The 13,442-nt window shown below is 74.7% G+C and carries 13 protein-coding genes and 1 pseudogene; 7 read left to right on the plus strand and 7 right to left on the minus strand.

Annotation, left to right across the window (positions count from 1 at the left end; all coding sequences use genetic code 11):
* Positions 1-2: 2 nt before the first annotated feature.
* Together GA0070622_RS25255 and GA0070622_RS25260 are read right to left on the minus strand one after the other, a co-directional pair.
* A complete protein-coding gene (locus GA0070622_RS25255; protein ID WP_091579592.1) occupies positions 3-578 on the minus strand; it encodes an HhH-GPD-type base excision DNA repair protein in 576 nt (191 codons plus the stop codon).
* 111 nt (positions 579-689) lie between these two features.
* Positions 690-1,910 (minus strand): S8 family peptidase, encoded by a 1,221-nt coding sequence (locus tag GA0070622_RS25260; RefSeq protein WP_091579596.1) that lies wholly within the window; start codon positions 1,908-1,910, stop codon positions 690-692.
* 183 nt (positions 1,911-2,093) lie between these two features.
* On the opposite strand from GA0070622_RS25260, the gene GA0070622_RS25265 reads away from it, so the two are divergent.
* Together GA0070622_RS25265 and dtd are read left to right on the plus strand one after the other, a co-directional pair.
* Complete coding sequence (locus tag GA0070622_RS25265; RefSeq protein WP_176558836.1) at positions 2,094-3,578, plus strand: DUF7782 domain-containing protein; 1,485 nt, start codon at positions 2,094-2,096, stop codon at positions 3,576-3,578.
* A complete protein-coding gene (gene dtd, locus GA0070622_RS25270) occupies positions 3,578-4,000 on the plus strand; it encodes a D-aminoacyl-tRNA deacylase (RefSeq protein WP_091579600.1) in 423 nt (140 codons plus the stop codon). Before GA0070622_RS25265 ends, dtd begins: the two co-directional genes overlap by 1 nt.
* Positions 4,001-4,004: 4 nt before the next feature.
* On the opposite strand, the gene GA0070622_RS25275 is transcribed toward dtd, so the two are convergent.
* Positions 4,005-4,793 carry a sporulation protein gene (locus tag GA0070622_RS25275; RefSeq protein ID WP_091583963.1) on the minus strand — a complete coding sequence of 263 codons (789 nt, stop codon included), beginning with the start codon at positions 4,791-4,793 and terminating at the stop codon, positions 4,005-4,007.
* 220 nt (positions 4,794-5,013) lie between these two features.
* Between GA0070622_RS25275 and sigB the strand changes: the two genes are divergently transcribed.
* From sigB to GA0070622_RS25295, 4 genes and pseudogenes are all read left to right on the plus strand, one after another.
* A complete protein-coding gene (sigB, locus tag GA0070622_RS25280; protein ID WP_091579604.1) occupies positions 5,014-6,000 on the plus strand; it encodes an RNA polymerase sigma factor SigB in 987 nt (328 codons plus the stop codon).
* A 96-nt stretch (positions 6,001-6,096) separates the two neighbouring features.
* Positions 6,097-6,454 (plus strand): annotated as a pseudogene (locus tag GA0070622_RS25285) (ArsR/SmtB family transcription factor).
* Positions 6,451-6,951: an SRPBCC family protein gene (locus tag GA0070622_RS25290; protein WP_245666817.1), complete on the plus strand. Its 501-nt coding sequence runs from the start codon at positions 6,451-6,453 to the stop codon at positions 6,949-6,951. The pseudogene GA0070622_RS25285 and the gene GA0070622_RS25290 overlap by 4 nt, the downstream one beginning before the upstream one ends.
* Positions 6,948-7,355: a VOC family protein gene (locus tag GA0070622_RS25295; protein ID WP_091579609.1), complete on the plus strand. Its 408-nt coding sequence runs from the start codon at positions 6,948-6,950 to the stop codon at positions 7,353-7,355. The genes GA0070622_RS25290 and GA0070622_RS25295 overlap by 4 nt, the downstream gene beginning before the upstream one ends.
* A gap of 54 nt (positions 7,356-7,409) precedes the next feature.
* Here GA0070622_RS25295 and GA0070622_RS25300 read toward each other — a convergent pair whose 3' ends face one another.
* The 3 genes from GA0070622_RS25300 to GA0070622_RS25310 are packed head-to-tail and all read right to left on the minus strand — an operon-like array spanning position 7,410 to position 12,056.
* Entirely contained in the window at positions 7,410-9,965 is a 2,556-nt protein-coding gene (locus GA0070622_RS25300) for a bifunctional acetate--CoA ligase family protein/GNAT family N-acetyltransferase (RefSeq protein WP_091579614.1), read from the minus strand.
* Positions 9,966-9,969: 4 nt separating this feature from the next.
* Positions 9,970-11,151, minus strand: coding sequence for an acetoin utilization protein AcuC (locus GA0070622_RS25305; protein ID WP_091583974.1), 1,182 nt, complete (start codon positions 11,149-11,151; stop codon positions 9,970-9,972).
* A gap of 47 nt (positions 11,152-11,198) precedes the next feature.
* Positions 11,199-12,056, minus strand: a complete 858-nt coding sequence (locus GA0070622_RS25310) for a sulfurtransferase (protein WP_091579618.1) — start codon at positions 12,054-12,056, stop codon at positions 11,199-11,201.
* A 98-nt stretch (positions 12,057-12,154) separates the two neighbouring features.
* On the opposite strand from GA0070622_RS25310, the gene GA0070622_RS25315 reads away from it, so the two are divergent.
* The gene (locus tag GA0070622_RS25315) at positions 12,155-12,841 is read left to right on the plus strand and encodes an iron-dependent transcriptional repressor DtxR (RefSeq protein WP_091579623.1); all 687 of its coding nucleotides are present in this window, start codon (positions 12,155-12,157) and stop codon (positions 12,839-12,841) included.
* Positions 12,842-12,851: 10 nt separating this feature from the next.
* Here the strand turns inward: GA0070622_RS25315 and GA0070622_RS25320 are convergent, their stop codons facing one another.
* A complete protein-coding gene (locus tag GA0070622_RS25320; protein WP_091579628.1) occupies positions 12,852-13,397 on the minus strand; it encodes a hypothetical protein in 546 nt (181 codons plus the stop codon).
* Positions 13,398-13,442 lie beyond the last annotated feature (45 nt).

Below are 13,442 nucleotides of genomic sequence, written 5' to 3' on the forward strand. Positions count from 1 at the left end.
GGTCAGCCCTTCGCGGCCTTCGCCTCCGCCTTCATCCGCTGCTTGAACTCGCGTACCCGGCGCAGCGACTCGGGGTCGGTCACGTCGGCCACCGACCGGTGCGCCGCCGGGTCGCCGTAGTCGCCGGCCGCCTCGCGCCAGCCCGCCGGGGTGACCCCGAACCGCTTGCCGAGCAGGGCGACGAAGATCTGCGCCTTCTGCCGGCCGAAGCCGGGCAGCTCACCCACCCGGCGCAGCAGCTCCCGGCCGTCGGCCGCGTCGGACCAGAGCCGGGCCGGGTCGCCGTCGTAGCGCTCGACCAGCGCCCGGCAGACCTCCTGGGTGCGGGCGGCCATCGCCTTGGGGAAGCGGTGCAGCGCCGGGGGCCGGGCGAACAGCTCCACCAGAGCCTCCGGGTCGTACCCGGCCAGTTCCCGGGCGTCCGGCTCGTGGCCGAGCCGCTGGGTCAGCACGTACGGCGAGGAGAACGCCTTCTCCATCGGCACCTGCTGGTCCAGCACCATGCCGAGGAGCAACGCCAGCGGGCTGCGCCCGAGCAGCTCGTTGGCCTGCGGGTCGATGGGCAGGGAGAGCGTCATGCCCCCATCCTGCCGCCCCGGCCACCGGTCGCGGGGGCGACTCCCCGACGAGCGCGACGCGGCCCGGTGGACCGGGCTGGGGTCCACCGGGCCGCGCGGCTCACGGTGCGGTCAGTTCACCACGAAGAGCAGCCGGTTCGGCGAGCCCGAGCCCGGGTTGGTCACCTTGCCGGTGGTGGCGTTGCTGGTCAGGTAGCTGGCCACCTGGGAGGGGGTGTAGGACGGGTTGGCGCCGAGCACGAGCGCCGCGGCGCCGGCCACGTGCGGGGACGCCATCGACGTGCCGCTGATCGTGTTGGTCGCGGTGTCGCTGGTGCGCCAGGCCGAGGTGATCGACGAGCCCGGGGCGAAGATGTCCACGCAGGAGCCGTAGTTGGAGAAGGACGACCGCGCGTCGCTGCTGGTGGTGGAGCCGACGGTGAGCGCCGAGGCGACCCGGGCCGGCGAGGAGTTGCAGGCGTTGGCGCTGGAGTTGCCGGCCGCGACGGCGTACGTGATGCCGGAGCTGATCGAGTTGGCCACCGCGTTGTCCAGCGTGCTGCTGGCGCCGCCACCGAGGCTCATGTTGGCCACGGCCGGCTTCACCGCGTTCGAGGTGACCCAGTTGACGCCGCTGATCACGCCGGCGGTGGTGCCGCTGCCGGAGCAGTTGAGCACCTTCACGGCGACCAGGCGGACGCCCTTGGCCACGCCGTACCGGGTGCCGCCGACCGTGCCGGCGACGTGCGTGCCGTGGCCGTTGCAGTCGGTGTTGTTGCTGTCCACCGTGTTGGTGCCCCAGGTCGCCCGGCCGCCGAAGTCGGTGTGGGTGGTCCGGATGCCGGTGTCGATGATGTAGGCCCGCACGTTGCTGGCCGTGTTCGGGTAGGTGTAGGTGCTGTTGAGCGGCAGGTTGCGCTGGTCGATCCGGTCCAGGCCCCAGGTGGCGCCGGTCTGGGTGCCCTGGACGGTCACCCGGCGGTCCTGCTCGACGTAGGCGACGGCCGGGTCGGCGGCCAGCCGACGGGCCTGCGCGGCGCTCATCGTGGCGTTGTAGCCGGTGAGGGCGGCGCTCCACACCGTGCCGACGGCGCCGCCGTAGCGCTTGGCCAGGCCGGCGGCCCGGTCCGGCACGGCGGTGCGGGCGGTGCGGCTGTTCGCGGTGCCGACCGCGTCGCCCTTGAGCACGACCACGTAGCTGCCGCTGACGGCGTCGGCGGCGCCGGCGTACCGGATCTCGCCGGTCGGCGCGGCGAGGGCCGGGGTGGAGGCGGCGGCGGTGAGGGCCGCGGCGGCGGCCGTGACGGCGAGCGCGCGCAGCGCACGCCGCCGGGGAACGGACACGTCGGGCATCGTCTGGCTCCCTACCGGGCGGGCCGGTTCGTGGCCGGCGGACCGCCCATCGACGGATGTTGGAGGGAATGCTAGCCATACATCGATGCTCGTGAAAGAGATAGTGGCCGATTGATACGGTCTGCGGTCCGGTTCCGGCGGGTGCGCGCCACGCCGGCCGCCGGGCGAGGCAGGATGGCCGGTGTGAACCGTCACGACATGCTGCTCTCCCCCGCCGGGGTGGACGCGCTGCGCACCGCGCTGACGCTGGCCCGCTTCACCGCGAACGGAATCGCCGACCGGCTCGGTCCGCAGGCCACCGGCGGCGTGGCCCGCAACGACCACCGGGCCGCGCTGCGCGCCACCGAGGACCGCGACCGGCTGGCCACCCTGATCCGGGTCTTCATCTGCGACCAGACCGAGCCCGAGCCGGTCGTGGCCGAGGCGCTCGCCCCGCTGACCGTGGACGAGGCGCTGGCCGGGGGCATCGTCGAGCGCCACGGCGACGGGCTGCGCGCCGGCGTCGACCTGGAGCCGTACGGCGACGACTGGTGGGTGCTCGCCGACGTGCCGGCCAGCGCCCGGCCGGGCCGGCCGCTGCACGCCGAGCACGTGCTGGGCGTCGGCGGCGCCACCCAGACGCTGATCGGCGCCGCCGTGCGCCGCACGGTCGACACCGCGCTCGACCTCGGCACCGGCTCCGGCGTGCAGGCGCTGCACCTGGGCACCCACGCCCGCCACGTCACCGCCACCGACGTCTCCGAGCGGGCGCTGCGCTTCGCCGCCACCACCGCCGCGCTCAACGGACAGGACTGGGAGCTGCTGCGCGGGGACATGGTCGCCCCGGTGGCCGGACGCCGCTTCGACCTGGTGGTCAGCAACCCGCCGTTCGTGGTCGGCCCCGGCACCACCACGCACGTCTACCGCGACTCCGGCCGGGTCGGCGACGCGATCGGCGCCGAGCTGGCCGCCGCCGCGCCGGACCTGCTCACCGAGGGCGGCACCATGCAGTACCTGGCGAACTGGGTGCACGTCACCGGCGAGGACTGGGCCGAGCGGGTCACCGGCTGGTTCGCCGGCACCGGCCTGGACGCCTGGGTGATCCAGCGCGAGGTGGCCGACCCGATGGCGTACGTGAACCTCTGGCTGACCGACGTCGGCGAGCGCGCCGACCCGGCGCGGATGGAGGCCTGGCTGGACTGGTTCGACGCGCACAAGGTCGAGGCGATCGGGTTCGGCATCGTCTCGCTGCGCCGGGCCGGGCACGACCAGCCGATCGTCCGGGTCGAGGACCTGCGCCAGCGGGTCGAACCGCCGCTCGGCGACCGGATCGGCGAGTGGTTCGACCGGCAGGACTGGCTGCGCGCCCGGGACACCGACGGCCTGCTCGCCGCCCGCTACCGGGCCGCCGACGGGCTCCAGCTGCGCCAGGAGGCCACCATGGGCGACGACGGCTGGGCGGTGGACCGGCAGGTCCTGGCCATGCCGCGCGGCCTGCGCTGGTCGGAGGAGGTCGACCCGCTGGTGCTCGCCCTGGTCGGCGGCGCGGACGGCCGGCTGCCGCTGCGCGACCAGCTCGCCCTGCTCGCCGCCGCGCACGACGTGGCACCGGACGAGCTGGCCGAGGCGGCCGGACCGATCGTGGCGCACCTGGTCGAGCGTGGCCTCGTCGAACCGGTGACCGACTGATGCGGGCGCTGGTGCAGACCGTCGGCCGGGCGTCGGTCACCGTCGACGGCGCGGTGGTCGGCGAGATCGCCGACGGGCTGCTGGTGCTGCTCGGCGTCACCCACACCGACACCCCGCAGGTCGCCGCCACCATGGCCCGCAAGCTGCACGAGCTGCGCATCCTCGACGACGACCGCAGCGCCGCCGACACCGGCGCGCCGCTGCTCGTGGTCAGTCAGTTCACGCTCTACGGCGACGCCCGCAAGGGGCGGCGGCCGAGCTGGACCGCCGCCGCCCCGGCCGAGGTGGCCGAACCCCTGGTGGACACCGTCGTCGAGGAGCTGCGCGCCCGGGGCGCGAAGGTGGAGACCGGCCGCTTCCGCACCCACATGCTGGTGGAGAGCGTCAACGTCGGTCCCCGCACCCTCCTGCTGGACCTCTGACGGCCTAGAAGAACAGACCCCGACGGGACAGCGACTGGCGCAGCCAGCCGTCGAGCTGGGCGGCCCAGTCGGTGCGATCGGCGGTGGCGTGGTCCACAGTGAACCGGCCGAACGCGTCCCGCCCCTCGGTGAACAGGCCGCCCCGCTTGTCCATCTCCAGCACCACCTGCACCTGCTGCGGGTCGGTGACGAAGGTGACCTCCAGCTGGTTCATCGCGCCGGCGTACTGGGGCGCCGGGTAGAACTCGATCTCCTGGTAGAACGGCAGCTGCTGGCGTACGCCGTAGATGTGGCCGCGCTCGACGTCGGCGCGGGCGAACCGGAAGCCCAGCCGCAGCAACGCCTCCAGCAGGCGCTCCTGGGCGGGCAGCGGGTGCACCGCGACCGCGTCCAGGTCGCCCTTGTCCACCGCCCGGGCCACCTCCAGCTCGGTCCGCAGACCCATCGTCATCCCGTGCAGGTGCTGGCCGTAGAGGTCGGTGAGCGGGGTCTCCCAGGGCACCTGGAAACGGAACGGCACGTCGTAGCGCTGCCCCGGGTCCAGGCGGAACGGGCCGGTCACCTGGGCCCGGCCGAACTCCTGGGTGGTGTCGTACTCCGAGTCGCCGCTCTCCACCTCGACCCGGGTCACCAGGCCGAGCGCGACCCAGCTCACATCCACCGGGTGGTCGCCGCCGACCACGTGGACGCGGCCCTCCAGCTGACCGCCCGGGCGGCAGTTCGGGTTGGCCAGCACCGTCTCCACCGACGGACCGCCCACACCCATCGCCTGCATGAGCCGCTTGAAGACCACCACGTTCTCCGATCGCCGGTTCGTTCCCGGCCCCACCGGCCGGACGCTGGCACGGTATCCGGGTCGGGCAAGCGACAGCCGGACTTCCGCCCGGATTCGTGTCGGGTCCCCGATCGCCTCACTCCCGTCTCACGCCCCGACCGCCAAGCTTGTTGTCACCGGCCCACCGCGCCGGCGGCACGGGGACCGGTACGGCACGTAGGACACGGGGAGAACAGAGATGACCCAGCGAATGATCGAGCACCAGGACATGGACGTCACCCTCACCGACCTGGACGCCACCGACGAGCGCGGCGTCTCCACCGACCTGGTCCGGGCGTACCTGAACGGGATCGGCCGCACCAAGCTGCTCACCGCGGCGCAGGAGGTGGAGCTGAGCAAGCGGATCGAGGCCGGGCTCTTCGCCGAGGAGAAGCTGGCCACCTGCACGCCGGTCTCCGCCGAGCTGCGCGCGGACCTGGCGCTGGTCGCCGCCGAGGGGCGCGCCGCCAAGGACCACCTGCTGGAGGCGAACCTGCGGCTGGTGGTGAGCATCGCCAAGCGCTACACCGGACGCGGCATGGCGTTCCTCGACCTGATCCAGGAGGGCAACCTCGGCCTGATCCGCGCGGTCGAGAAGTTCGACTACACCAAGGGCTACAAGTTCTCCACGTACGCCACCTGGTGGATCCGCCAGGCCATCACCCGCGCCATGGCCGACCAGGCCCGCACCATCCGCATCCCGGTGCACATGGTCGAGCAGGTCAACCGGATGGTCCGGGTGCGCCGCGAGCTGTCCGTGGCGCTGGGTCGCGAGCCCACCGTGGCCGAGGTGGCCACCGCGCTGGAGATCCCCGAGTTCCAGGTGATCGAGCTGATCTCGTACGACCGGGAGCCGGTGAGCCTGGACCAGGCGGTCGGCGAGGACGGGGAGAGCGCCCTCGGCGACTTCGTCGCCGCGGTGGACCCGCGCGCGGAGCCGGGCGACGCCGCCACCAACGGCGAGCTGCGCAACGAGGTGCGGATCGTGCTGGCCACGCTGTCCCAGCGGGAGCAGGCGGTGATCCGGCTGCGCTTCGGCCTGGACGACGGCCGCCAGCGCACGCTGGACGAGGTGGGCCGCGAGTTCGGGCTGTCCCGGGAGCGGATCCGGCAGATCGAGAAGGTGACGCTGCTCAAGCTGCGTGACCCGGAGCGGGCGAACCGGCTGGAGGCGTACGCCTGCTGACCCGACGCCCCACCGACAGGCCCCGGCGGTTCGCCGGGGCCTGTCGCGTGTCCGGTGCTTGACGCGGCCGCTCGCAGCGGATAAAACCAACTGGTTATCAAACCGGGAGGTTATGAACGTGACCGCCGACCTGCTCGACGCGACCTTCGCCGCACTGGCCGACCCCACCCGACGGGCCATCCTCACCCGGCTGGCCGCCGGCGAGGCGACCGTCACCGAGCTGGCCGCGCCGTTCGCGATGAGCCAACCGGCCGTCTCCAAGCACCTCCGGGTGCTCGAACGCGCCGGCCTGGTCACCCGGGGCCGCGACGCCCAGCGACGCCCCTGCCGGCTGGACGCGCGGCCGCTGCGGGCGGCCGTCGCGTGGCTGGCCGACTACCGGGACTACTGGGCCGAGAGCTACGCGCGCCTCGACGAGGTGCTCGCCGAACTGACCGCCGGGGACCAGCGGTGAGCGCCGCTCCGCCGGACCTGACCGTGACCCTCCACGGTGACCGGGAGATCCGGCTGAGTCGCGACTTCGCCGCCCCCCGACACCTGGTGTTCGCCGCCTTCACCCGCCCCGACCTGCTGGTCCGCTGGTGGGGCGCGCGGGGCTGGCACCTGATCGAGTGCGAGGTGGACCTGCGGGTGGACGGGCGCTGGCGCTTCGTCTCCCGGGGCCCCGACGGCACGCTGATGGGTCAGGGCGGCACCTACCGGGAGATCGACCCGCCGGCCCGGCTGGTGTGCACCGAACTCTTCGACGACCAGTCCTACCCGGGCGAGACGCTGGTCCGCCACGACTTCACCGAGTCGGTGGGACGGACCACGGTCGTCACCACCCTGCGGTTCGCCACCCGGCGGGGCCGCGACACCGCGCTGCGCTATCCCATGACCCGTGGCCTGGCCGAGGCGTTCGACCGGCTCACGGACCTGCTGCACCCGACGACAGAGGGAGTGACCCCGTGAACTGGACCCTGGAAGTGATCATCGTGCCGGTCTCCGACATCGACCGGGCCAAGGAGTTCTACGCCGAGCGGGTTGGCTTCAACGTCGACCACGACACCGACCTGGGCGGGGTCGGACGCATCGTGCAACTCACGCCCCCGGGCTCCGGATGCTCGATCGTCCTCGGCCAAGGCGTCGTGCCGGAGATGCCGCCCGGCTCGCTCAAGGGGCTGCAACTGGTCGTGTCCGACCTGGAGAAGGCCCGGGCGGAGCTGGTCGAGCGGGGTGTGGAGGTCGGCGACATCCAGGTCGTCGGCCGGAACCCCCGACCGGTGCCGCACCCGCTGGACAACGTCGGCTTCGTCTTCTTCCGCGACCCCGACGGCAACGAGTGGTCGGTGCAGCAGATCTCCTCCCGCGCCTGACGGTGTTAAGAAGGGGCCCTTTCTCTACCGGAGGCGTTAAGAAGGGGCCCTTCCTTACAACCGGCGCGGGCCGGTGTCGGGGCGCGCCGCCTCGGCGCCGGTACGCACCGTGGCGTGCAACACCGAGATGCCGTCCGGGCGGGCCAGCACCGGGTTGAGCGTGAGCGACCGCACCCGGGGCTGCTCGTCCGCGAGCCGGCCCACCCGCAGCAGCAGGTCCACCAGGGCCGCCCGGTCCACCGGCGCGGCACCCCGGTGCCCCCGCAGCAGCGGCGCGGCCCGCGGCTCGTCCACCAGCTCGGCGGCGTCCCGGTCGGTCAACGGCACCGCCCGCCAGGCCCGGTCGCCGAGCAGCTCGGTCGCCACGCCACCCAGGCCGAACCCGACCACCGGCCCGAACGCCGGATCCTCCACCAGCTCCACCACGCACGCCACCCCCGGCGCGACCATCGGCTGCACCAGCACCTCCGGACCGAACACCGGGGCCATCTCGGCGTACGCGCGGCGCAACGCGCCGGCGTCGGCCAGGTCGAGCCGGACCGCGCCCAGGTCGAGCCGGTGCCGCAGCCCCGGCGCGGCCGCCTTCAACGCCACCGGCCAGCCGAGCCGCTCCCCCGCCGCCACCACCTCGTCGGCCGAACCGGCCGGCACGGACCGCACCACGTCGATCCCGTACGCGCCCAGCAGCGCCGCCGGATCCGCCCCGTCGGGCCGCATCGCGGCCTGCCCCGCCACCCGGTCGACCCGGGGCAGCTCGGGCAGCACGCCGGGCGGCCGGCGCAGCCAGTCCGCGTACGTGGTGACCCGGGCCAACGCCCGCACCGCCTCCTCCACGCTCGGATACGCCGGCACCCCGGCCGGCACCCGCCCGGCCAGGAACGTCGCCACCACCGGCTTGCCGGTGGCCCGCGCGTCGGGCAGCGCCGCGGCGAAGTCGGCCTCCGGATCGGTGAGCTGACCGGGCAGCGGCGGGGCGAAGACCGCCACCACGGCGTCCACCCGCTCGTCGGCCACGGCGGCGGCGAGCGCGGCGGCGTACGCGGCGGCGCCGCCGGTCGGCCCGACGTCCTCCGGGTACCCGTCCGCCACGACCAGCCCCTGCCCGGCGCACGCGGTCGCGGCCAGCCCGGTCAGCGCCGAGGAGTTACCCACCACGGCCACCCGCCGACCGGCCGGCAGCGGCTGGTGGGCCAGGAGCACACCCACGTCGAGCAGCTCGGCGACGGTGTCCACCCGGATCACGCCGGACTGGGCGAAGAGCGCGCTGACCGCGGCGGTGTCCAGCGCGGGCGCCTCGCCCACCCCCGGCGGCCGGGCCAGGGACGCCAGTGCCACCACCGGCTTGCTCCGGCCGATGCGCCGGGCCAACCGGGCGAACTTGCGCGGGTTGCCGAACGTCTCCAGATAGAGCGTGATGACGTCGGTGGCCGGATCGTCCTGCCAGTACTGCAACAGGTCGTTGCCGGAGACATCGGCCCGGTTGCCGGCCGACACGAAACTGGACAGCCCCAGCCCGCGCCGCGACGCCTCGGCCAGCAGGGCCACCCCGAACGCGCCGGACTGGCTGAACACGCCGACCCGCCCGGGCGCCGGCAACACCGGGGCGAGCGTGGCGTTGAGGCGTACCGCCGGGTCGGTGTTGGCGACGCCGAGGCAGTTCGGGCCGACCACCCGCATGCCGGCCAGGTGCGCGGCACGGACCAGGGCCCGCTGCGCCGCCGCCCCGGCCGGACCGGACTCGGCGAACCCGGCCGAGACCACCACCAGCCCGTGCGCGCCCGCCCGGGCCGCGTCCTGGACCACCTCCGTCACCGCCTCCGGCGCGACCGCCACCACGGCCAGGTCGACGTCCAGGCCGGCGTCGGCGGCCGACGGGTACGCGGGCAACCCGGCCACCGTCGCCGCGCTCGGGTGCACCGGCACGATCGCGCCGGCGAACCCGCCGTCGCGCAGATGACCGAGCAGCGCCGCGCCGACACCCTGGCCGGTGGCGCTGGCGCCGTAGACGGCGATGCCGCGCGGGGCGAGCAACCGGGCGATCGAACGCGCCTCGGTGCGGTGCTCCCGGCCACGCTGCACCGCGAGCGTCGCCTCGGTCGCCGCGATCGGGAAGGTCAGGTGCACCACGCCGTCGGCGTACTGGCGCTGCACCTGGTAGCCGAAGTCGGCGAAGACCCGCAGCATGGTCCCGTTCGCCGGGAGCACCTCGGCGACGAAGTGCACGATGCCGTGCCGACCGGCCGCGTCGGCCAGGTGCTCCAACAGCACGGAGCCGATGCCCCGACCCTGGTAGGCGTCCTCCACCACGAACGCCACCTCGGCCTCCGGCGAGGCGGGACCGAGCCGCTCGTACCGGCCGACCGCGACGATCCGCTCGCCGGCCAGCACCACGAACGCCTCCCGGTCGCGGTGGTCGACGGTGACGAAGCGCTTCAGGTCCCGCTCCGGGATGCGCGGGTACGGCGAGAAGTAGCGCAGGTAGCGGGTGCGCTCGGAGAAGCGCGCGTGCATCGCCACGATCTCCGGCGCGTCGTCCGGGCGGATCTGTCGCAGCTGGACGGTCGTGCCGTCGCTGAGCAGCACGTCCACCGGTTGCTCGACGGTGGTCACCGGATCAGTCGCGCGGATCGTGCGGGTCGAGCCCGAGCAGCGGGAAGACCGCCTTGCGGGTGGCCGCGACCGCCCGGTCCACCGCGTTCGGCTCGCCGCTCGGCTGCCACGGCTGATAGTCCGGGTCCACGTCGTCGGTCATCCGCAGCGGGACGTCGTGGCCGGGCCGCCGGCGCGCGGCCAGCTCCCGCCAGCCGGGCGGGGTGAGCGTGGCCGGGTCGATCGGCTCGCCGGTGGCGATCGCGAGCAGGTGCGTCCAGGCCCGGGGCACCACCTCGACCAGCGCGTACCCGCCGCCGCCGGTGGCCACCCAGCGGCCGTCGCACAGCTCGTCGGCGAGCGCCCGCAACGCCCGGTAGGTGGCCCGCTGCCCGTCCACGGACAGGTGCAGGTCGGCCAGCGGATCGCTGCGGTGCCCGTCCGCGCCGCACTGGGTGACCAGCAGCTGGGGCCGGTACGCCCGCAGCACCGACGGCACCACCGCGTGGAACGCCCGCTGCCAGCCGGCGTCACCGACCCCGGGCGGCAGCGGCACGTTGACCGCGGTGCCCTCCGCGCCCGGCCCGCCGGTCTCGTCCGGGAACCCGGTGCCGGGGAACAACGCGAGCGGCGTCTCGTGCAGGCTGACCGTGAGCACCCGCGGGTCGTGGTAGAAGATCTCCTGCACCCCGTCGCCGTGGTGCACGTCCACGTCCACGTACGCGATCCGCTCCGCGCCGAGGTCGAGCAGACGGGCGATGGCCACCGCCGGGTCGTTGTAGACGCAGAACCCGGCCGCCCGCGCCGGCATGGCGTGGTGCAGCCCACCGGCCACGTTGACCGCGCGCCGGGCGTCGCCACGCCACACCGCCTCGGCCGCGGCCACGGTCGCGCCCGCGATCAGCGCACTCGACTCGTGCATCCCGTCGAAGACCGGATTGTCGGAGGTGCCCAGGCCGAAGCCGGCGAAGAGCGGGTCGCGCGGCGCGGCGCGGACCGCGTCCAGATAGGCCGGCTCGTGCACCCGGGTCAGCAGCGCGTCGTCGGCCGGCTCGGGCTTGACCAGCCGCACCCCGGGCCGGTCCAGCACGCCCAGCTCCCGGGCGAGCGCCATGGTCAGCTCGACCCGGACCGGGTCGAGCGGATGGTCGCCCATGTCGTAGGCGAGGAGGGCCTCGTCCCACACCACCACCGTGTCGTCGGCCATGCGGCCATCGTCGCACGCGGGCCCGGGCACGCCCACCAGCCGCCCGTTCACCGACCGGACGTGCCGCCCGTCGCCACCGGACGGTCCGGGTCGGCCACCCACTCGCTCCACGAGCCGACGTAGAGGGCGGCGTCCGGCCGGCCGGCCAGGTGCAGCGCCAGCACCGCCTGCGCGGCGGTCACCCCCGAGCCGCAGTAGGCCCCGACCGGCGCGTCCCCGCCGACCCCGGCGGCCGCGAAGCGCTCGCGCAGCGCCTCGGCGGCGGGGAACCTGCCCCGCGTGACGTAGTCCGGGGCGGGCAGGTTGACCGCGCCGGGCACGTGCCCGGCGACCGGGTCGACCGGCTCGTGCTCGCCGAGGTAACGCGGCGCGGCCCGCACGTCGAGCAGCACGCCGGAGTCGGCGGCGGCGAGCCGGGCGGCCCCCGCGGCGTCGAGCACCGGCAGCCCGCCCGGGGCGACCGTCACGTCGCCGGGCGTCGGCTCCGGCGTCCCGGTGTCCACCGGCAGGCCGGCGGCGGTCCAGGCCGGCCAGCCGCCGTGCAGCACCCGCACCTCCCGGTGACCCGCCCAGCGCAGCGTCCACCAGGCCCGCGCGGCGGACATCCCGTCGCCGCCGTCGTACACCACCACGGGGTGACCGGCGCGGACGCCGGCGGCCCGCAGCGCCGCCTGCAACGCGGCCGGGTCGGGCAGCGGGTGCCGGCCCGCGGCCCCGGGCCGCCCGCACAGCTCGGTGTCCAGGTCGACGAAGACGGCGCCGGGGAGGTGGCCGAGGGCGTAGTCGTCGCGGCCGGGCGGGCCGGCCAGCCGCCAGCGGACGTCGAGCACGGTGGGTGGGTCGGCGCGGTCGATCTCGGCGGCGAGCCGGTCCGGCTCGACCAAAAGCTCTGCGGTTCCGGACATGCGGTCCAGTCAACACCATCCGGGCCGCGACCTCCGGGTTCGCCTGCGGTCGACGGTCGGTGGTTACGGGTAGCATCGGACGCCGGGAGGCCGCTGACGTGAAGCACGACCTGGTTGACACGACCGAGATGTACCTGCGCACCATCCTCGAACTGGAGGAGGAGGGTGTGCCGCCGCTGCGTGCCCGCATCGCCGAGCGGTTGAGGCAGAGCGGACCGACCGTCAGCCAGACCGTCGCCCGGATGGAGCGCGACGGTCTGCTCACCGTCGAGGGCGACCGGCACCTGGCCCTCACCCCGCTGGGCCGCAACACCGCCGTGTCCGTGATGCGCAAGCACCGGCTGGCCGAGCTGCTGCTGGTCAACGTGATCGGGATGCCCTACGAGGAGGCCCACGAGGAGGCCTGCCGGTGGGAGCACGTGATGAGCGACGCGGTGGAGAAGCGGGTCTACGACCTGCTCAACCGGCCGACCCGCTCGCCCTACGGCAACCCGATCCCGGGCCTGGAGGAGCTGGGCGACCCGGGCCAGCCGGCGGTCGAGACGGTCGAGGGCGAGCGGAACCTGGCGTTCCCGGGCCTGTCCGGCCCGGTCGTGGTGCGGCGGATCTGCGAGAGCGTGCAGACCGACGCCGACGTGCTGCGGCAGCTGCACGCCGCGGGTGTCGACCCGGGTGCGACCGTGACGGTGGCGCAGGAACGCGACGGCGTCTCCATCGACCGTTCCGGCGACCGGGTGCGGCTGCCCCGCGAGGTGGCCTCCCGGGTGTTCGTGGCGGCCCGCTGACGCCCGGCGCTCAGAGCTTCCGGGTGTCGAGGACCTTCGCCAGCGCGACCAGCTTGCCGGTGGTCTTCTCGACCTCGGCCGTGGCGGTGCCCTTCGGCGTCGCCCAGCGCAGGCTGGCCAGCCGGCCCTCGTCGGCCAGCCAGCCCACCTCGGCGACCGGTCCGGCCTTCGCGCTCTTCGGCAGCGTCCGCCGGTAGGCGATCTTCCCGAGCTTGGTGACCTTGGCCGCCCCGCGCGGCTGCACGTCCAGCGTGAACGTCGACGTGTCGATCGACGTGTCGGTCACCGAGAGCGTCAGTTCCGGCAGCACGGCCGCCTGGGCGCGGAGCACGCAGGTGTGGGTGTCCCCCCGCTCGGTGGCGGCGGCCACGTCGAAGGTGGCGCCGGTGTGCTCGGCGATCACCGCGAAGTCGAGCAGCCGGCACGCCCCGCCGGAGGACGCCGCGGCGACCGCCACCGGGGGCCGGTCCGCCGGCACGGCGACCTCCGGGGCCTCGTCGGCGCAGCCGGTGGCGAGCAGGACGGCCGAGGCGGCCAGCCAGGTACGGGCGCGCACGGGAGACCTCCGCGGTCGGCGGCGGGTCGGACCCGCCGGAGTTCC

The organism is Micromonospora sediminicola, assembly GCF_900089585.1.
Classification (GTDB): Bacteria; Actinomycetota; Actinomycetes; order Mycobacteriales; family Micromonosporaceae; genus Micromonospora; species Micromonospora sediminicola.